Below are 20,293 nucleotides of genomic sequence, written 5' to 3' on the forward strand. Positions count from 1 at the left end.
ATCACCGCTGGCTGCCTTCTTCTGTCTCGTAACAGGTTCAGGTCCGTCACAATTTCAGACCTGTCGCAGCTTCAGGCGGCGCAGCGACGATTCTTCGAGGTATTCAGCCACACGTAACGACAGGCCGCGAAGGTCCGGACGTATTCCAGCGGAATGCCTCTTTCACAGCGAAATACATTTTTACAGTGAAATACCTTTATTTTTCAGAGCGGGCCCATGGAATCCCTTATGAAAGTCCGGCAATGGGGGACACTGTTCAAAATTTTATGCTGAATGATAACTAAATTTGTCATCGTACAGATCTGCGAGATGCAGGGGTGTATTAAAGGAAAACATGGTGCTATCCTCCTGAGTTGGTTTGCTTTTTTATCGGGTTTCTTTTGCTTTGGTCGGCAAGATACCCAAGGACAGAACGATGATAGATCGCCAAAACAACAACCTCAATGAAAATTTGGCGATCAATATCAAAAATAACATCATTGGCGATATGGTAAAGGGAAAGATTCTGCCTTTTGACTACTTAAAAGGTCATGCGTTTACTGAGATGCTCAAGAAGGTGACCGGGTGTAAAACATTCCTGGAGTTGTCACAGATATTTGACGTTAAGAAACCAACATTCAGCACTTGGAATTTACATAACCGAACCTCTCATGAGCTGATGGTGCGTTTACATCTTTCAAAAGGCATTCCCATGCGCACACTAGCGCTCGGTGAGGGGCTGGATAGTGAACAATTCATCAACAATAATTTCGTTGGTGAACAAATCTCGTCTTTTGACTATCTTGTTGGTCAGCAATTTACGGAACTGGTCAGAAGTGCTGTGGGGTGCAGAACATTTCTGGAACTGGCTGATATTCTGGATGTCCCGAAATCAACCTTCAGTGCCTGGAACCAGCACAACCGTAACTCGCACGAGCTGATTGTCCGATTGCATTTAGCCAAAGGCATTTCTGTTCGTTTGCTGGCATTAGGGGATATGAGCCAATTCACAGAATCAGCGTTCTACCCTTCCCTGCGTGTCAATACAGAAAACCTGCAGGTACAGGAATCCGCATCAACGTTCGGCAATCATCCGCTTGCCACGGTTGTACTGAAGAGCTATTGCCTGACTAACGGACAGCTGATTGATACCGGAGACATCCCCTATCCACTTCGACGGATGAACAGCTTCAACCTGAAGGCTGAACACACCATTGAAGTGGAAACGAATGAAGCGATCTACCTGGTAGATAAGTCTTCAACTGATGCTGTATCAGGTGTGTACCTAATCGATGTGGATGGCCTGCTGTCATTCAATCGTATTCAGCGTTTCCCAGGAAAGAAACTGGCGATCGCCTTCGGCGAGAGCACGATTGAAGCAAAAGAAGAAGATATCAAGGTAATCGGCAGGGTTGCGGTTACTTCAAAGAAAGATTGATTTTTTGACTAGCTAGGGAAAGCTAATGAAAACTAGAATTCTTGCATCACTCGTCGTATCTATCGCACTTACCGCCTGCTCTGAAAACAAACCTGATTTTCAAGTAAACACCATTAAAGTCTCGACTTTGCCTATGAGATGGGTGGTAAACCAGCGGTAACCATCAACGTCGCACAAGACGAGAAGAACTTTTGTGATGTAACTATATGGCGGGCAGATGTAAAACAAAGTTTCGACACCACACTCAAGCAAAAAAGCTACGGTAACATCAACTCAACTTGCATCATCAACGGCAAGACGTTCATGCAATCGTCAAAACATCCTACGATTGCAAGCCTAACAATTAATGAAATCGACTCACAAAATACCAAAGCAGTACTGCGCACTTCACTGAAGCTGGTGGACATCAAGACACTAGATGGATTCTTTGAAGTAAAAGATTTACGACTACCGATTGATGGTAAGCAGTTTGTGAATTTGGTTAAGTTACCAGAATAATTTAAAAGTACTCTGCTTTGGCACGACCTTACAGATTGCTCTAACACACTAATGCCCCTTTATGAGTTACAACCCAAAGTTCAAACAATGATGTTCAGGTAACTTTGATATACAAAAAGTAATAAGAGACAAAAGACAAGACCTGACCCGTGAGTTTTAATAGCTTTCCCTTCAGTTGTGTAAAAATCGTACAAGCGTAACCTTTTTTACAAAGTCTCATAACTACACAGCTCAATATTCAACAGGTTTTACTTGCATTAATGGTGTATTTGTACACAATTAATCCTTTCTAACCGTATGGTAATTATCGTGATTTTATTTGCTTCGACCTGGTATGGTGGTGAAATCGGTTTCGAGAACATAACGAGATTGCGAGTTTTTCCCAGTGCGCGAAGTTAATGTAGAGTAAATCTAGGAGTAATCGACAGGATGACAGAAGGTTTTGCCAACAACGCTACACCAAAGTATTTAGGCTATGTTTACCAAGTCTTAATCGCCATCGAGAAGTGCTTTGATGCAAAACCCAATGAGACTATCTGGATAGAGTGCTTTGGGGATGTCTATGATGGTAAGACGTTCACAGAGGTAAAACACCATCTAGAAGAACATAACTTAGCTAGTAACTCAAAAGATTTTTGGAACACTTTGAAGAACGTGGTGGTTGAAGACTCCTCTATGTTTGAGCGAATTGTGTTACACACGACATCTTTCATTTCCAAGAGCTCAATATTTCATAGTTGGAACACACGAAGTGCCCATGAAAAACTCAACATTATAAAGTCTCACGTACCATCATCTTCGATTAAGCCTCTCTATGAAAAAATTTTTGAAGATGCATCGGATGCCGAGCTATTGAGCATATTGTCTAGATTTACAATTGTTCAATCTCGGGAACATGTAGAAGAGAAATGGAAGAGCCTATTGGAAGCTCGCAAATTGAAGTGCGTGTTAGAGCCATACAGAGAAAGCATTTTTCATTGGATATACTCATACGTTAATAAAAATGCAATCGTAGACCACCAACATTGGAAGGTTAATATCAATGATTTTGATGATGCTTTTCAGTTTCAAGTTAACAGATGGAGTGGAGATAGCATTCCTTTTCCTGTAGACCGCACGGAGTATGACACGGAGCAGCAGCATGCTGACGGTTACTTGTTTTTATTAGAGTATAGAGATATTGGTTTGAAAGGCAGGGATAGAGGTGTTGCTCTCAATGATTACTTCAAAGCTAAAAACAGTGAAGAGAGCCTTGTAGATCTTAAACCAGACATTATGCCCGAAATTATTGATAACTATTTAGTAGATGCAGTAGAGAAAGCTACAGGGTATAAAAGACAATATTCTTATGAAATAGATTATGAAGATTTAGGTACATCTAAATCTAACAAGGCAGCTCGTGAAGCATATTTTGAATTTCATAATAGTTCGGTGTTAGAAGTGCCAGAGGTAAGTGGTACGAGACCTTACTTCATGAGAGGTAAAGTACACGAGGCTATTAATAACACCTCTTATACTTGGAAATATAATGAAGAGGATGTTGACTAATGAATCCTCAGGTTATTAGAGATTTGAAGTATTCTCCCTCTTTTGTTGCTGAAATACTATACTCATTTATTGAAGGGGCTAGGCGAATTGATGAACGAGGCGCAAAGTTTGAGTTGATTTATCTTGTTGTTCCTTTTGTTATGGATGATGTTTTAAGGGGGAAACTGAGTAAGTCTAATGCTAGTAGTACATTTCAAACTGCATTCCTAAAAGATGATGAAATTAAAGAACGATTGTTTTTTATAAATGATAAAGTTCAATACTCAAAGTCTGTGACAAATTATGGGGTAATCTACCTCAGTTCAATTTGTGAAACTATAATTGATTCTTTCATTTTGAATGGAAATAATTTAGAAAAAACATCAATAACAAATGACTATAAAAAAGAGTTTCTAAAAGCATCTTATAACTTAGGTATTATTTTTGCAAAAGAAGGATATGTTAACGTTCTTCTTAAATCCAGGGTCTCAAATATATGAAAGCTTTTTTGAAAAAAATAATTCTCATTGGCCATGATGGCGATTTGAAACATCTTGGCTTTGAACGAGGGTTAAACATAATAACAGGTGACTCTAAAACAGGGAAAAGTGCTTTAATAGAAATTGTGGATTTTTGTTTGTTTTCAAAGCGCTCTACAATCCCTGTGGGAAAAGTTACTGACTTCACAGACATATTCTGTTGTGTATTTGAACACAATAATAAAAAGATAATCGTTGGACGCTCAAATAATCAACCAACAAAGTGTTATTTTTCTGTTGAATATTCGGCTGATTTCAATGCTGATGATGAAATTAACACTAAGTATTTTAATACCAAAAAAACTAGAACTAGATTAGAGGTTCAAAAGGACTTCGAAGAGCACTTAGGATTATCGGTTGAAGATACATCATTGAATGATGATGACGATTATAAACTTAATAAAGGGAAGGTCTCAATTCGGAATGCTACTTCACTATTCTTTCAGCATCAAAATTTAATAGCTAATAAACATAGTTTATTTTACAGGTTTGATAACTTCATTAAAAGTAGAACAGTAATTGAACAGTTTCCTATATTTATGGGCTGGGTTGATAGCAGATACTACAGATTAAAGAAAAGATCTGAAGATTTAGAAAAGCAAATAAAAAAGATAGAGACAGAAGAAAAGAAAGCTCTGCTAGGTATTCAAGAAAAAAGAGAAAAATTACTTACACCAATTAGGCAGTATTATAGAGTTTTAAATCTTAAATTTTTGGATGAAGATGCATCACTAGAAAAGCTGAAATATTTAGCGAGAAACCTGCCTTCTGTGCCATTGAATGCAGAGAAAAATGTTGATTTCAATAAGCAGCTAAATGCCTTAGAGAAAGCAAAAGATAAAGAGCTAACGTCTTTATATGAATGTAATCAATTGATAAGTCTCATTAAGGCAAACGAGGAGGAGTCGATAGATTACTCCAACTCGATGGCACGCCTTGCAGAAGTATCGCAAGATGAGTCTGTATCTAAAAACAGTGTTAGTTGCCCGTTATGTAGCACACCAGTAACTAGTGTTGTTTCTAAAGTGGAAGAGGTTAAGCGCTCTAGAGCGTTACTTCTTGATGAACTGTCCCGAATTGGTAGTTACAAACAGGACAGTTCTAAGTCTCTTAACTCATTACTTTTAAAGCGAGACAAGCAAAAACAGGTCGTAGCTAATATAGAGAATGAAATAAGGCAATTAAGAAAATTATTTAGCGTTAAAAATAATCTAGATATAAGGGACTCACTAAATAATATTCGTGGGAGAATAGAGAACACCTTAGAATTCTTTATTGAAGGGCAAAAGTTAGAAAAAGCTAACCACGATCTTTCAACTATGAAAGAGGAGTTAGAAACCTGTATCGGACTGATTCGAGGCTATGGTCTTGAACATAAATTTTCCGAGGCTAATGCTCTTATCAATGAGACAATGAATGAGCTTAAAAAAGACTTAGATTTTGAAGATGATTTACGAAATGGTGAAATGAAATTCAAAACAGAAGATTTCACATTCGCTTATTACTTTAAAAAACAAGAAATACTACTATCAGAAATGGGTAGTGGTGCGAACTGGTTAGCTTGTCATCTAGCGGTTTTCTTGTCAATTTTAAAACTAACCTCAAGCTCAAACTCTGTAATACCAGCAATATTATTTCTAGATCAACCTAGTCAGGTATACTTTCCAAAAGTAACAAGAAGATTTTCTTCTAATAATAAACAAGAGTTATTAGGTGAAGATGAAGTTGATGAGAATATTAAACAAGTAATAAATATATTCAAGGTTTTTGAGCGGTTCTTAAATGAACTTGAAAGAGATCCAAAAATTGGATTTAAACCACAGATTATAGTTTTAGAACATGCAGATGAACCTGAGTTTGATCAGTATGTTAGATATAGATGGTCTTCAAATGGTCAAAAGTTGATATAATGTTATAGCAAGTTTTGACCTTAAAATTAACTGCTAATGCCATCTATAAAATAAAGGCTAACAATGCTCGGGGTCAGGTCTTTCTTTTTGCCCTAGCAAAATTTATCTGAGAGTCCTACATTCACCAGAAATCGTAATACGGAAATGTCCAAGGACGAGTTTGTATGGCTCATTGTACGATCTGTTAAAGCCTGAAGTGTCAGAATTCAAATGAGCCACCACTCATTGTTTTCTTCGTTCATATCAAACATTGTTTCGCTGTCTGCCTCAATTAACACTGTTTTTATATACAGCATTTTGAGTGATTTTCCATGTCTATCCAAAACCTCAAAGATGGCTCGAAGAATCCATGGATTTGTGAGTGCTACCCGAACGACCGCAACGGAAATCGGGTTCGTAAACGCTTCAGTACCAAAGGCGAGGCCGCTGCCTATGGACGGTACATCATGCGGGAAGTGGACGATAAACCATGGCTGGGTGAAAAGCCGGATCACCGCCGCCTGTCGGACTTAATAGACTTTGGTTTCAGTTGCATGGCAAGAAGCTTAGTTCAGGCCACAGAGCAAAAGCGCGTATGCTGGCGGTAAGTAACGACCTGAAGAACCCGATTGCCAACCACATCAGCACCAAAGAGCTGGCGCACTACTTTTCTGAGCGTCCGAACCGTGGTATCGGCCGGACAGGGAAAGAACTGGCAAACAACACCATCGTGAACGACATCGCGAACCTTCGCGGCATGTTCAATCAACTGGCGAAACTGGACGAATGGGGATTTCACAATCCGTTTGAAGGGCTGAACTCAGTTCGGCGCTCTGAACCCGAACTCACCTTCCTGACCGAGGCACAAATACTTCACCTGTTTGAAACCATCAAACAAAGCAACTGTGATAAAGAACTGAGGAAGATATTCAAGATTTGCCTGGCCACCGGTGCCCGAATCAACGAATCTGTGTTGCTGAAAGGTACGCACGAATTCGACTGCAAGATCACCTTTGTGAACACCAAAAGGAAGCGCAACCGTACTCTCCCTATTTCTGATTGCCACCACACAAAAAACCGGGCCATCGCAGCCCGGGTTCTGTCGTACTTCAGGACATAAACTTCGCGAGCACTTCCGCTTCCGTCAGGTTCTCGGTGTCGTTGCTGAAGGCATAGTAAGCGGGTTTCTTGTCGATGAAGATTTGCTGATCCATCTCCAGTTCTTTTTCCTGATCCAGCAAGCCAGCCGGAACCATGTACTGGCCGGTTGGCTTCAGGAAATAGAACAGGTGTGTGCCGCACTGTTTGCAGAAGCCGCGTTCGGCCCATTCGGATGACGCAAAACGGGTGATATTTTCTTCACCGGTAAAAGTCACTTCGGTGCCCGCAGCTACAGAAAGATACGGGCCACCGCCCCACTTTCTGCACATGTTACAGTGACAGGCTTCTGCATGTTTGGCGCCGCTGGTTGAGTTCAGCCCAACCTTGCCACACAAACAATGCCCATGAATATGGTGAAATGTTGTCGTTTCAGACATGATGATCTCCTGATTGAAATGCCTCAGATAGCATAATGGATTTACTGTGATAATTCCCAGTACTGATTCACACCACATTCAGAAACAAACGCCAGATCATGGCTGACCAGAATATAGCTGCCCTGATGCTGACTCAGCGCCTGTGCCATCAGCGATTTTCCTTCCAAATCCAGATGATTATCCGGCTCATCCAGCAGTAAGACCCCTTCCTGATACTGATGGCTCACCACCAGCATCGCCAGTCGCATCCGTTCGCCGCCGCTCAGGGTCGAGACTTGCTGCGCAACCCGATCGCGCCGGAAACCAATACAGGCAGCCAGGGTTCTCAACTCGCTGGCCGGATACGCCGGACACAACCGCAGCAGGTTCTCCAAAATGCTGTCGGACAAGTTCAGCAGGGAAAAGTGCTGGTCGAGGTAACAAACCGAGCCGTGTCTTTGTACCTGGCCGCTTTTTGCCGGTAACTCACCAAGCAGGGTTTTCAGCAGGGTCGATTTCCCAATCCCGTTATTTCCTTGCAGGTGAATTTTATCGCCGTACCACACACTGCGGCTGACTGTCGGCATCTTCCCCCGCACCAGACCCAGTTCAGTGATCGTCAGTAAACGCGCACTTTGCTTTCTGACCGTTTCAGTACTGAAGCTGAGCGGTTTGGCTGGATCGACTTTCGCCTGAAGCGTTTTGAGCTTTTCTCTGGCCTGGGTCAGTTGCTGATCCTGCTGCTGTTTCCTTGAAGATACGGCGCTTTCGGCACTGTTTTTCTGAAAGTCCAGCAAGAGTTTCGACTGACTGCCACTGCGTCTGTCCCGGTTGCCGGAAGCCGCCCGTTTTTGCGCTTTCTCTTCATTGCGCTGATGCTGCCGGGTCAGTCTGGCAATCTGCTGCTTCGCCTTCGCCAGCCCGTTGGTCAGCGCCTGTGCCTCCTGCTGTTTTTGCAGGCGGTATTCAACAATATCCCGTCCGTAACACGTCAGCCCGGTATGACTGAGTTCATAAATACAGTCGGCCAGTGTCAGTAATTGCTGATCATGGCTGATCAGGAAGATCCCGCCGGAATAACCCGCGATCTGTTCGGCCAGCCAGGTTCTGCCCGCCTGATCCAGATGGTTGGATGGTTCGTCCAGAATCAGCAGCCCGGCTTCGCTTTGAAAACACAGCCACAAACGCAGCCGGGTCAGCTCGCCGCCGCTGAGGTGCGAACAGTGTTGCCAGGGGTCATCGGGGAGTCCCAGCGCTTGCAGTTGCCGTGAAAGCTGGACCGGTAAATCCCACTGGTCGTTCACAGCCTCAAAATCAGCCGGGTCGCAACTGCCCGCTTCGATGCGCGACAGCGCCTGTAAACAGGCATCCACGCCCAGCGCTTCTGCGACTGTGCCAAGTGCCGATAAATCGGCCGTCTCGGTGAGCTGCGGCAGCGCGACAACATGGCCCTCTGCCGTGACTTTTCCTTCATCAGGCTGACGCCGGCCGCTCAGCACCGCCGCCAGCACCGATTTACCGCTGCCGTTTTTCCCGACGAGCGCCGTGACTTCACGCTGCAGTGTGATTGAAAGATCAGAAAATAGTGGCTCGCCGTGCGGGAGCAAAACCGTGAGTGATTGTGCGTGTAGTCGTGTCATATCGACCTCCTGTGCAAAAGCAGGGCGCGGCATGACCGTCAGAAAATGTATTACAGTTCTGTCTGTTCAAAGCTTTCTTGAAATCGCAGGCAATCAAATGAAGCGATTGATAAAAAAGCGATTTGCACTTGAAGCGATGCGTATATAAAACAATGCGCAGCCATTGAAAAATGGCACAGACAAAGACGGTTAACGCCCACTAACCCTGCGGATCCAAAAAATAAGTTCAAAGGATGTCAGGGGGTTAGTGATTCATCGTGGCGTTAACTCCGGAAGAAATGATGCGCGCATTAAACCATCGGATGCATAAAATCGCAAGCCGCGCGGATTCGACTTCATGTCAAGACCACAGTTTCTGTGCAACAGCCCGATCTGGTTCACAGAGAAAACAATCAGTAGCGGCGAATCCAACGGAACTGGCTAATATTAGCCAAGGAGATCAACACGTTAATTCGTTTCATGGCACCAGCAGTGGAATGTGCCGGTATCCGGGGTCGGCTGGCCCCGGCAATAGCAAGGAGCTTTACAGGATGTTGAAACGTACCCTCAAAACCCTCATCGCCACCGCGACCCTCAGTGCTTGCCTGACCGCAGGCGCACAGGCCGCAGAAAACAGAAACTATATTCTGGCGACGGCTTCCACCGGCGGCACCTACTACCCGGTTGGTGTGGCACTGGCGACGCTCAGTAAGGTCAAGCTGGAGCCGGCCCATCACTTTTCATTGTCGGCCATCAGTTCGGCGGGTTCCGGTGAAAACGTCAAACTGATGAATGAAAACGAAGCACAGTTTGCGATTTTACAGGGCCTGTACGGTGCCTGGGCCTGGAACGGTGAAGGACAGTTTGCCAGCAGTGGCCGTCAGGACAAACTGCGCTCCGTCACCATGCTGTGGCAAAACGTCGAACACTTCGTGGTGCGTTCTGATCTGACAAAAACCGGCACCGTGAGTGATTTATCCAACCTGAAGGGCCATAAATTCTCAATTGGCAGCAAAAACTCCGGGACGGAAGGTTCGGGCCGCCAGATCATGAAAGGACTGGGGGTGAATCCGGACAGCTTTAATCTGGCCTATCTGGGCTACGGTGCCAGTGCCGATGCCATGCAAAACGGCACAGTGGATGGCATGAATACCCCGGCGGGTGTGCCGGTCAGCGCCGTGACCCGGGCATTTGCTTCTCTGGGGAAAGACATCACCATTCTGTCATTCACCGATGCGCAGGTGAAAGAAGCCAATCAGAATTATGAGCTGTGGACGCCATATACCATTCCGGCCGGAACATATCCGGGCCAGGGAAAAGACGTTCAGACCATTGCGCAGCCCAACTTCCTGGCCGTTCGGGATGATATCTCCGAGCAGGATGTGTATCTGCTGACCAAAACCATTTACGAGAATCTGCCTTTCCTGAACAGCATCCACGCGGCGACCAAAGCCATGGCGATTGAAAAAGCCATTGCCGGACTGCCCGTGCCGCTCCATCCGGGTGCAGCCAAATATTACCGCGAAGTCGGGATTAACATTCCTGAACGTTTAATCGCGAAGTAAGCTTTCGGCCAGTCTTCTCCGGGCTGGCCATCTCATTTCACACCCCATGTTTGACCTTATGAGCGTACAGGATGACTCAAAACGCCGATCAACGCCCTGAACCAGAAACCGAAAAACAAACCACAGAGCAGGAAGCGCTGCAGCAGTTCGAACTGACCACGCGCAGCGATATTCCCTGGCTGACCCATTTTGTCACCGGATTTGCCGTGATTTTAGCGCTGCTGCATCTCTGGTTTAATACCCTCTCGACTCTGCCGGAATTGTGGGTCTCAGCGACACACTTTGCCGGTTTTGCCGTCATCTGCGCGCTGCTGTACCCGGCCCATGCCCGCTTGCGGCACAGCAAAATTGCTTTATCCCTCGATATCCTGATAGCGCTCGGAGCGCTGGCCTGTCTGGTGTATATCCCGCTGGCCGAAGATGATTTATATGCCCGCGGCGTGAAGTTTGTCACCGCCGACTGGGTCTTCTCGCTGCTGGCGATTGCCATCGCACTCGAACTCATCCGTCGTACCATCGGGCTGTTTATTCCGGTACTGATTGTGATTTGCCTCAGCTATGTGGTGCTGTGGGGGAAATGGGTCCCGGGCATGTTTCAGTTTCCCGGTCTGAGTATGGAAACCTTGCTATACCGGAGCTTCTACAGTGCCGACGGTATGTTCGGCCCGATCGCCCGCATCAGCTGGAGCTATGTCTTCATGTTCATTCTGTTCGGCGCCTTTCTGGTGCGTTCCGGCGTAGGGGATTTCATCATTGATCTGTCCAAAGCGGCGGCAGGAAAAATCATCGGCGGTCCCGGATTTATTGCCGTGCTTGGCTCTGGCCTGATGGGCTCAGTGTCCGGTTCCAGTGTTGCGAATACCGTTTCAACCGGAGTGATCACCATTCCGATGATGCGTAGAGCCGGTTTTCCTGCCCGCTTTGCTGCAGGCGTCGAAGCAGCCGCATCAACAGGCGGGCAACTGATGCCGCCAGTGATGGGCGCCGGTGCCTTCATCATGGCCTCTTATACTCAGGTGCCCTATGTCGATATCGTGGCGGTTTCTGTGGTGCCTGCGCTGATTTATTTTTTGTCCGTCGCCTTCTTTGTCCGCATTGAAGCCAAGCGCAGCGGCGTGCACAAAATTGACACCCACAGTGAACCGTTTCTGAAAGTCCTGTTCCGGGGCTGGCATAACCTGATCCCGATCGGGGTCCTCGTGGTGCTGCTGGTGAAAGGCTTCACACCCACTTATGCCGCTGGGATTTCGAGCCTTTCGGTAATTGTCGCATCCTGGCTGTCCCCCCATAAAATGGGCCCGAAAGCCATCGTCGAAGCGCTGTCAATGGGCGGCCGGAATATGGCTACGACCGCTGTGCTGCTCGTTGGCATCGGACTGGTCGTCAATGTCATCAGTACCACAGGGATCGGCAATACTTTCTCGCTGATGATTAATGAATGGGCTGGCGGCAACCTGCTGGTCATGCTGCTGCTGATTGCGCTGGCTTCGCTGATCCTCGGGATGGGCTTGCCCGTCACTGCCGCTTATATTGTGTTAGGCACGCTGTCGGCACCGGCGCTTTATCAGTTAATCGCTGAAAGTCAGTTGCTGGACTTACTGGTTCAGGGCCAGTTGCCGGAACAGGCCAAGGCGATTTTCATGCTGGCTGCTCCCGATCAGCTGGCAGCGCTCAATGCGCCGATGACGATGGAAAATGCTCAGAGTCTGCTGGCACTGGTACCGGCCGATTTCAAGTCCATGCTGCTGGAACAGAGCCTCGGCGCAAGTGCCGTCACGCTGGCATTGCTGTCAGCCCACCTGATCATTTTCTGGCTGTCGCAGGACAGCAATGTCACCCCGCCAGTCTGCCTGACCGCATTTGCCGCAGCGACGATTGCACGCACACCGCCGATGCGGACGGGTCTGACGGCCTGGAAAATCGCGAAAGGGCTGTATCTGGTGCCATTGCTGATCGCCTATACCGCGCTCATCAGTCATGACTGGAGCGAGGTGCTGCTGATTGGCGGATTTGCCGTCATTGGCACTTATGCGCTCATTGCTGCGATCGAAGGTTATCTGGAAGGCCGGTTGAATGTGCTCGGCCGTCTGCTCCTGACCGCAGATGCGGCTGTCCTGCTCTGGCCCGGTATCGATTGGTGGTGGCGGGTCGTCGCGGCCGTGATTTTCGCCGTGCTCTTTGTGTATACGGCACGAAACGGTACCCAAGGCATTCAAACAATGTCCGGCACCTCCGATACGCCGTCGTCCTCAAACCAACAAAAGGTGATGCCATGACATCCGTGTACGATTATCTGGTGATTGGCGGCGGGATCGTCGGTGTCGCAACCGCCTGTGAACTGCAACGCCGTTTCCCCGAGTGTAAAATTCTGCTGGTGGAAAAAGAAACGCAGCTGGCCCGCCATCAGACCGGCCATAACAGCGGGGTGATTCACGCCGGGGTGTACTATCCCCCCGGCAGCCTGAAGGCCCGCTTCTGTAAAGCCGGGGTCCAGCGTACCCTTGCTTTTTGCCGGCAGCATGACATCCCAGTCGAAAACTGCGGCAAACTGCTGGTCGCAACCAATGAGACCGAACTGAGCCGGATGGAAGCCCTGTTTGAACGCTGCGGAGAAAACGGCATTGACGCCGAACTGCTGGACGCGGCGCAGCTTCACCAGCGTGAGCCGAATATCACCGGACTGGGCGCGATTTTTGTCCCTTCTACCAGCATTGTGGATTACCGTTTGGTGACAAAAACCATGGCGCAGCGCTTTCAGGCCATGGGCGGTCAGATTGCCCTGCACACAGAAGTGATTGGTATAACTGAAGACGATAAGGCCATCGAACTGACATGCCGTCAGCCCGGCGTCACCAGTGCCGAACCATTTACAGTCAAGGGGCGTTTTCTGGTCAGTTGCGGCGGCCTGATGGCCGACCGGCTCACCCGCATGCTGGGGCTGAACACCGATTTTCAGATCATTCCTTACCGGGGTGAATATTATCGCCTAGCCGCACGGCATAATCAGATTGTCAGTCATCTGATTTATCCCATCCCCGATCCTGATCTGCCCTTTCTTGGCGTGCATTTAACCCGAATGATCGACGGCTTCGTCACTGTTGGCCCAAATGCGGTGCAGGGCTGGAAGCGGGAAGGCTACGGACGGTTGAATTTCAGCCTCCGGGACAGTGCTGAGATGCTGTCTTTTCCCGGTTTCTGGCAGGTCACGGCCAAACACCTGAAAACCGGATTGCAGGAGTTCAGGGATGCCTGGTGGAAAGCCGGTTATTTAGAGCGGGTCCGGAAATATTGTCCGAGTCTGGCGCTGACTGACCTTGAACCGTATCCGGCAGGAATTCGGGCGCAAGCAGTACTCAAAGACGGAACTCTGGTACATGATTTCCTGTTTGCTGACAGCCCGCGCAGCCTGCATGTGTGTAACGCACCGTCACCAGCCGCAACGTCCGCCATGCCGATTGCCGACTACATCTGCGATAAAGTTGCTGAAAAAATGCCGCCTGTGGTTTCTGTTATTGATTCTGCAACGAACTGAGTGCTCATAAAAAAACACCCCGGTAATCATACCGGGGTGTTGATGTGTTTCTCGTCGACTGTTCAAGTCGCTTGTTTACAGACTCGCCATGGCGCCTTTTCCGACACCTTCATAAGCCACAACATCCAGACGCTGGTTTTCACCCAGCTTCGGTTTCACTTCGGCCGCGATAAAATGCGCCAGCAGTTCAATGGTGGTATCGGTATGGATCATGTCAGTTTCGCTCTTGGCAATCGCCAGTTCAAACAGACCTTGCGGCGCGGTATAACGGAACCCATAGTGCGTCTCGTCCGTCGCACCTGCAGCATGCTCGCTGAGGTTCAGTGCCGTCACGCTGACCTGATCTTCCGCAGTGCCCAGATAAATATCTGTCCAGCGCTTCACCCAGTCGGCTTCCAGCTGGCTGTCCCGCTTGCCGTCAACATAGAGTTCAATCGGCGAGCGGTGACCGTGCGCAATACGCTGGCAGTTGCCGTCATGCTTTTTCAGACCATGGCTGTAATGATAGAAAGCACCGTCAATCTGTTCATGACGCAGCACCAGTTCCAGCCCCTGAACATTATCCGGCAACTCTCCGGCCAGCACTTGGTAAAGATGCTCGGTCACGGTGTCGATGGTAATGGCTTCGGCTTCAACTAAGCAGAATGCTTCTTCAGGACAGTGCAGGTGAATACTTTTCTCATCGCGCAGCAGATCAACCGTGGCATAACCTGGGGTTGTTTCCGCAATCTGCACAGACGGATGGTTCACAGGCACCAGCAAACGGTGATCCACGTATTCATCCACCAGCTTTTTGATCTGCTTCTTCACACGGCCAAAATCCAGCACCATGCTCATTTCATTCAGCTCGCCAGACATCACCACATCCAGTATCCAGCTGTCGCCCACCATGCCGCGGGACGGGCACAGGTATGAGGCATCAATAACGGTGAGATCTCTGACAAATAGCTTCACGCTGACGTCCTTACTGAAATGATAGTCGTTTACGGAGCTGGGCATTATACGCGGACAGCCGGAGGAGTAAACCTAAACCCGCTCCGTAAATCCGATGCTCAGTAGCGATAATTTGCCGCCAGAAACAGGGAGCTGACACCACGTTGCTGCGACTGAAAAGTAATCGCATTGCCCTGATCGTCTTGCCCCTGCCAGTTTTTCATCTTACTTGGCAGCATACTGTGACGAAATCCGGCTTCCAAAGTCATATCCGAAGACACCCGCCATGCCAGGCCGGTCTGCATCCCGAAAATCACCCCGTTCACATGATAGTCACTCTGATAATCCGAGTTTGATTTCACGCTGGCATAGCCTAAATGCAAGCCGACATAAGGTGAAAAGTCTTTGTGATATAAGAAGAAATAATCTGTCGCCAGCAGATGGAGATTCGCCAGATTTTCATAACTCAGGCCGGATGACGAGAAGTCGCTGTCGCTGTGATGCCGTTCAAAGCTGTAGTAGATCCGACTGCGTCCTTCCGGTGTGTAGTAGCCAAAATCCACACCCCAAAATCCGTTGCCGCCGGCATCTTTTGCGGTTTCGGTCTGACCAGACACCGTGGCTTTATCGGTCAGTCCCATCAGACTCACGCCGCCCCGCAAACCAAAGAAATACCGGCTGTCTTCTGCCTGCACGGTGTCAGCCTGCTGTTCCGCACTGCTCATCGTTGCATCCGACGCAGGCTGTGCAAGATTAGCCTGCACACCGGCACTGAACAGACACCCTGCAAACATCGCAGACGCAAAAGGAACAATAGAAGATGTTAGAAACTGCAAAGCTGCCTCCCTGAGATCACGGCTCGCCGGACCGTTGCCCGGTATTGCCGCATCATAGCAAGTCCCTGAATTCCAGACGAGCAAAAATCCGAGTCAAAACAAGAGGCAGCATCACTGGTACTCTAATCCTCCCGCAACCAGGCCAGTGCATCCACCGGGGTATCGAAACATTTCACCTCCCCCGAAATAAACCAGCTGCCGACTTTCGCCATCACATCAATCCACTTCTTGTCACCATAAATAGCGATACGGTGAAATTTTTTGCCGTGTTTCAGGCCCAGTTTCAGATCATCCCACGCCGCTTTGAGCTCCCAGCCCTCAAACTCCGAGCCATCAAAATACACATTCACTTTCGGATGCTCGACGCCCGCCAGGGCTTCATCAATCAGTGGCGTGATCTGCTCATAATCTTCGTGAGTCAATTTACCTACCGCTTTCAGTTCCATGAAAAAATTATCGTCATGTCTGTCTACTTCAAAAAATAAACCGTGCGTGGTTTGCATACGGGCCTCCTGTTGCCGACGGCTGAGGAAAGTGAAAGATCAGGATAAGTGTAGCGGGCATCAGGAAAAATGACGGGATTTGAATCAATTGCCGGGCCATCTGGCCCGACAATGCAGCAAAAGAATTACGCCGTTTCGGTTGCGTTGCGCAGCTCTGCTTTCAGTTCTTTTTTTAGGATTTTGCCCGTGGCGTTCATCGGCAGGGCCTGACGGATTTCAACCTGGCGCGGATATTTGTACGCTGCCAGCTGGGCTTTCCCCCAAACCTGCAATTCAGTCTCAGTGATGATCGCCCCTTCCTTCAGAACAACATAGGCCTTCACGTCCTCCCCATACTGCTGAGATGGAATACCAATCACAGCCACCATCGCCACATCCGGATGCGTCATAAACACTTCTTCAATTTCGCGGGGATACACATTGAACCCACCACGAATGATCAGGTCTTTGACACGATCAACAATAAACAGGTTGCCATGTTCATCAAAACGTCCGATATCGCCTGAATGGAACCAGCCATGACGCAGCGCATTGTCGTTCTCTTCCGGACGGTTCAGATAACCTTTCATGACATTGTGACCACGAATAATAATTTCACCCGGCTCGCCCTGCGGCACCGGCTGATCATTGTCGTCCACCACGCGAATCTCAACGCCCTGAATCGGCTGTCCCACAGAACCAGGCAACCGGGGCTTATCCAGATGGTTAAAACTGGCAATCGGGCTGGTTTCTGACAATCCGTATCCTTCAAGTACAGGAATGCCGAACCTGCCCTCAAACGTCCGCAACACTTCGACCGGTAAGGAGGCACCACCGCTGACTCCCAGTCGCAGACTGGACACATCGTGTTCGGCTTTGCAGAGATTCAGGCTGATATACATCGTCGGTACACCGGCAAAGATGGTCACGCGATGCTGTTCAATCAATTCAAGCACCAGTGCTGCATCAAATCTCGGCACCATCACCAGGGTACAACCAAGACTGACCGGCGCATTCATATTGACGGTCTGACCGAATGTGTGGAACAACGGCAGCGTCAACAGGTGGACATCGTCCCCCCGCATCTGCATCAGATTTTGCGCTGCCAGCGCATTGATATACTGGTTGCTCTGTGTCAGCTCTGCGCCTTTCGGCAATCCGGTGGTCCCCGAGGTATACAGAATAACCGCCGTATCTTCGGCACTGCGGTATGCACAGTCACCATCAGAGGACTGATTTTTCATCAGCGCAAACAGGGTTGGCATGCCCTTGTATTCCTGCTGCGACTGATCCGCAGTCATCACCACCATATGTTCACAGCCGCCAACCTTCTGAAAAGCAGCAATCCCGGCATCCGCCATCGGTAATTCTGCCGTGCCTTCAAAACAGAAATAGAATTTCGCCTGTGCATCTTCCAGGTGGTACTGAATTTCCCGCTCACGCAGCAGAACATTCAACGGTACAACCACTGCACCGGCTTTTTGAATCCCGTAATAAACCAGCGGAAAATATGGCAGGTTCGGACAACTCAGCGCAATGCGATCCCCAGGCTGGACGCCTTTGGCTTTCAGGCCGTTGGCAATCTGACTGGCAATGGCATTGAACTGAGCGTAAGTGATCTGAGTCTCGCCACAAATAATGGCGATTTTATCAGGTTGAGAAACAGCATTTCGTTGTAGTGCAGCGGCAAGATTCAGCATGGTGTTTTCCTTGTGATGTTCTCTACACAACCATCTTATTGTCGGGCCAGTTGACACAACCCGGAATTGATACAAAAGATTTAATCGGACGTTCGACCAAAGTCAACGAGGCGATTTGATTTTGTTAACAACTTGTGAAGCCAACGCAACTTTACGCCTGATCGTCAGGATCAGGAATTCAGTTTCTTCTCCGTTTTCGCGAGCCGCTTCGACTCCTGTCGGGTCGGCGGAAAGCCGATCGTCTCTCCTTCAGCGGTCAGGATCGCGATCCGCTCCGGTCGTCCCGATTCGTGAATCCAAAGCTCACCAATACAGCTGGTGTTCACCAGACGTCCGTGTCCCGGCGTATCCGGATCCCGCTTCTCGATCTTCATTCTCTTCCGCTTCGTCAGCCAGTTCAGCGGTGAAGAGGGCGTATATAGCAACCGGTCCATCCGCTCGCAAAATCGGAGCAATCGTTCAGGAAAGGTGTTTTTGATACCGCTGGCAGTCACCTGATAAATATGCGGGCTGTTGCGTCGAAAACGCAATTTGATGTCATAGGCAAAAGAATAGTGAACATCACCCGACAGGATCACAAAATTGGTCGGTGTTTTGGTGTGAGTGAAAATACTCAGCAGCGTATTGGCCGCGCCCGGATGAGCCATCCAGTTTTCCGCATCCACCATCAGCGGCTTGCCAAGCCAGGTCATGAGCCGTTGCAGGGCTTCTATGAATTTCACACCAAAAATCGGGGCTGGTGAAACAATAATGACCGCAGATTCGTGCATCAGGGCCTGCTGCATTTCTGTCAGGGCTTCCCAGTCCATCAGACCCGAAGGTTTGTTCATTTTCGATTCCGACCGCCAGCGCCGGGTGCGTGTGTCCAGCACCAGAATCTTAGGCTGCGTCGCAATCTCGTAATGCCAGTGCTCAAACTCGTATAAGAGGCTGATCATCGCCTCATGGTTCTCATCACTGGGCTGCGAGAAAAATGCCCGGGCCTTGGCAGCAAAGCGTTCGTCAAACCGGGACGGGTCATTCCCCCATCCCTGACACAACCAGTACCCGAACAGACTGTTGCCGATGATTCGTCGTGAAAAAGCATTCTGATAGACAGCCTGCTCCCAGCCTACCGTCAGGTTCCAGTCATCCGTGACATCATGATCATCAAAAATCATATAAGTGGGAATATGCGCCATCAGACGCTGTACCTGATTCAGACCTGAAATAAATCCGTCAATTTCCGCCTTTTCCCGATGCCAGAGCTGTTGCCATTTCTCAGCCAGCACCTGCGTGCCGCACTGAAAACCCTCTTGTGCCAGCCTGCCGTGATCCACCAGCCGCCAGACCTGCGGCGACCACACCAGCAGATACATCGCCAGAAATTCGCTCAGACCAATCAGGTGGTTTTCACAGTCAGTTGAACTGAAAACAGGACGACAGCGTTTCGGCAGCCAGCTGAATCCACGGCTATCTGACAACCAGTGTCCGGTTTCTTCGTGAACAGGCAAAACCTGATCACGGCCGTATAACTGATAATCACTGTGTCGCAGCTCAGACAAGGATGCATAAGGCGCATCGGAAAAGTGCTCGTCGGGCAAACCCAGCAGATCAATCACCTGACTGATCGCATCCAGTGTTGGCCCGGCAACATGATCGGCATAAATTTGATCGCCGCTCATCATCAGCAAAGCCGGACGTTCCGAAACAGCCAGCGAAGCCACCTTACTGTCTGCAGCTACCAGACTGTCTTTTCCGGGGAAATGCGGATTTCTGCAAGAACCATGCTGGATATAATCCGCACGGGATTTGATCATCAGCGACAATCGTTTCTCGCCGGGATAAAGCAGTTCGGGGATCAGGGTGCTCACCGGCCCCTGCTGAGTCTGGATTTCATAGGCCAGTTCACAATCGACAGGGAACTCACCTAGAAATTGCGCCATCACAATCCAGGCAGAACGGCCGACCTGAATCTGTTGTTCAGCTGTCAGTTCTGCCTGGAAAAAAGCTTTTTCCTCCGTGGCATGAAAGAGCTCAAACTGCCCTTCCAGTCTTGAGGTCGTCACCATCCACACCGTGACCGACTGGGCATCACATCGCCGCAATACCGGACCGGCGAGCACCAGCGGCAACTCAGTCTCATCCTGAGCAGGTAGGCTTGACGAATGCTGTGTCTTTTTCTGATGTTGATTGCTGACTGTCATCTATCCCCGAATATCTGTCTCTGGACAACAGAAGGCATTGTAACCGATACACT

17 protein-coding genes are annotated in these 20,293 nt (G+C 48.6%); 10 read left to right on the forward strand and 7 right to left on the reverse strand.

The features are described from left to right. The first annotated feature begins 358 nt into the window (after positions 1–358). From SPK40_RS09820 to SPK40_RS09850, 7 genes are all read left to right on the forward strand, one after another. Positions 359–1,417, forward strand: a complete 1,059-nt coding sequence (locus tag SPK40_RS09820; RefSeq protein ID WP_330960330.1) for a helix-turn-helix domain-containing protein — start codon at positions 359–361, stop codon at positions 1,415–1,417. A gap of 138 nt (positions 1,418–1,555) precedes the next feature. Next, the gene (locus SPK40_RS09825; protein WP_330960331.1) at positions 1,556–1,915 is read left to right on the forward strand and encodes a hypothetical protein; all 360 of its coding nucleotides are present in this window, start codon (positions 1,556–1,558) and stop codon (positions 1,913–1,915) included. Positions 1,916–2,344: 429 nt separating this feature from the next. After that, complete coding sequence (locus tag SPK40_RS09830) at positions 2,345–3,463, forward strand: hypothetical protein (RefSeq protein WP_330960332.1); 1,119 nt, start codon at positions 2,345–2,347, stop codon at positions 3,461–3,463. Further along, positions 3,463–3,942, forward strand: coding sequence for a three component ABC system middle component (locus tag SPK40_RS09835; RefSeq protein WP_330960333.1), 480 nt, complete (start codon positions 3,463–3,465; stop codon positions 3,940–3,942). The genes SPK40_RS09830 and SPK40_RS09835 overlap by 1 nt, the downstream gene beginning before the upstream one ends. Continuing rightward, on the forward strand, positions 3,939–5,891 hold the full coding sequence (locus SPK40_RS09840; protein ID WP_330960334.1) for a DUF3732 domain-containing protein: 1,953 nt from the start codon (positions 3,939–3,941) through the stop codon (positions 5,889–5,891). The genes SPK40_RS09835 and SPK40_RS09840 overlap by 4 nt, the downstream gene beginning before the upstream one ends. A gap of 311 nt (positions 5,892–6,202) precedes the next feature. Further along, entirely contained in the window at positions 6,203–6,478 is a 276-nt protein-coding gene (locus tag SPK40_RS09845) for a hypothetical protein (RefSeq protein WP_330960335.1), read from the forward strand. Then, on the forward strand, positions 6,421–6,990 hold the full coding sequence (locus SPK40_RS09850; RefSeq protein WP_442957562.1) for a phage integrase: 570 nt from the start codon (positions 6,421–6,423) through the stop codon (positions 6,988–6,990). The genes SPK40_RS09845 and SPK40_RS09850 overlap by 58 nt, the downstream gene beginning before the upstream one ends. Here the strand turns inward: SPK40_RS09850 and SPK40_RS09855 are convergent. Both SPK40_RS09855 and SPK40_RS09860 read right to left on the reverse strand, forming a co-directional pair. Continuing rightward, on the reverse strand, positions 6,980–7,408 hold the full coding sequence (locus tag SPK40_RS09855) for a GFA family protein (protein ID WP_248141816.1): 429 nt from the start codon (positions 7,406–7,408) through the stop codon (positions 6,980–6,982). The two genes, SPK40_RS09850 and SPK40_RS09855, sit on opposite strands and share 11 nt — an antisense overlap. A gap of 41 nt (positions 7,409–7,449) precedes the next feature. Then, positions 7,450–9,027: an ATP-binding cassette domain-containing protein gene (locus SPK40_RS09860; protein WP_330960337.1), complete on the reverse strand. Its 1,578-nt coding sequence runs from the start codon at positions 9,025–9,027 to the stop codon at positions 7,450–7,452. A 530-nt stretch (positions 9,028–9,557) separates the two neighbouring features. On the opposite strand from SPK40_RS09860, the gene SPK40_RS09865 reads away from it, so the two are divergent. From SPK40_RS09865 to lhgO, 3 genes are all read left to right on the forward strand, one after another. Next, the gene (locus SPK40_RS09865; RefSeq protein ID WP_330960338.1) at positions 9,558–10,571 is read left to right on the forward strand and encodes a TAXI family TRAP transporter solute-binding subunit; all 1,014 of its coding nucleotides are present in this window, start codon (positions 9,558–9,560) and stop codon (positions 10,569–10,571) included. Positions 10,572–10,642: 71 nt separating this feature from the next. After that, positions 10,643–12,847, forward strand: coding sequence for a TRAP transporter permease (locus tag SPK40_RS09870; protein WP_330960339.1), 2,205 nt, complete (start codon positions 10,643–10,645; stop codon positions 12,845–12,847). Continuing rightward, positions 12,844–14,103 (forward strand): L-2-hydroxyglutarate oxidase, encoded by a 1,260-nt coding sequence (gene lhgO, locus SPK40_RS09875; protein WP_330960340.1) that lies wholly within the window; start codon positions 12,844–12,846, stop codon positions 14,101–14,103. Before SPK40_RS09870 ends, lhgO begins: the two co-directional genes overlap by 4 nt. 75 nt (positions 14,104–14,178) lie before the next feature. Here lhgO and SPK40_RS09880 read toward each other — a convergent pair whose 3' ends face one another. The 5 genes from SPK40_RS09880 to SPK40_RS09900 all read right to left on the reverse strand — a co-directional run bounded on the left by SPK40_RS09880 (position 14,179) and on the right by SPK40_RS09900 (position 20,240). Further along, positions 14,179–15,057 carry a 6-carboxytetrahydropterin synthase gene (locus tag SPK40_RS09880; protein WP_330960341.1) on the reverse strand — a complete coding sequence of 293 codons (879 nt, stop codon included), beginning with the start codon at positions 15,055–15,057 and terminating at the stop codon, positions 14,179–14,181. A gap of 98 nt (positions 15,058–15,155) precedes the next feature. Then, the gene (locus SPK40_RS09885) at positions 15,156–15,872 is read right to left on the reverse strand and encodes a hypothetical protein (protein ID WP_330960342.1); all 717 of its coding nucleotides are present in this window, start codon (positions 15,870–15,872) and stop codon (positions 15,156–15,158) included. Positions 15,873–15,994: 122 nt separating this feature from the next. Then, a complete protein-coding gene (locus SPK40_RS09890) occupies positions 15,995–16,375 on the reverse strand; it encodes an STAS/SEC14 domain-containing protein (protein WP_248141797.1) in 381 nt (126 codons plus the stop codon). 125 nt (positions 16,376–16,500) lie between these two features. Further along, positions 16,501–18,054 (reverse strand): long-chain-fatty-acid--CoA ligase, encoded by a 1,554-nt coding sequence (locus tag SPK40_RS09895; RefSeq protein WP_330960343.1) that lies wholly within the window; start codon positions 18,052–18,054, stop codon positions 16,501–16,503. A gap of 170 nt (positions 18,055–18,224) precedes the next feature. Next, positions 18,225–20,240 carry an alkaline phosphatase D family protein gene (locus SPK40_RS09900; RefSeq protein ID WP_330960344.1) on the reverse strand — a complete coding sequence of 672 codons (2,016 nt, stop codon included), beginning with the start codon at positions 20,238–20,240 and terminating at the stop codon, positions 18,225–18,227. Between the last annotated feature and the right edge of the window lie 53 nt (positions 20,241–20,293).

Source organism: Photobacterium sp. 53610 (assembly GCF_036409375.1).
Classification (GTDB): Bacteria; Pseudomonadota; Gammaproteobacteria; order Enterobacterales; family Vibrionaceae; genus Photobacterium.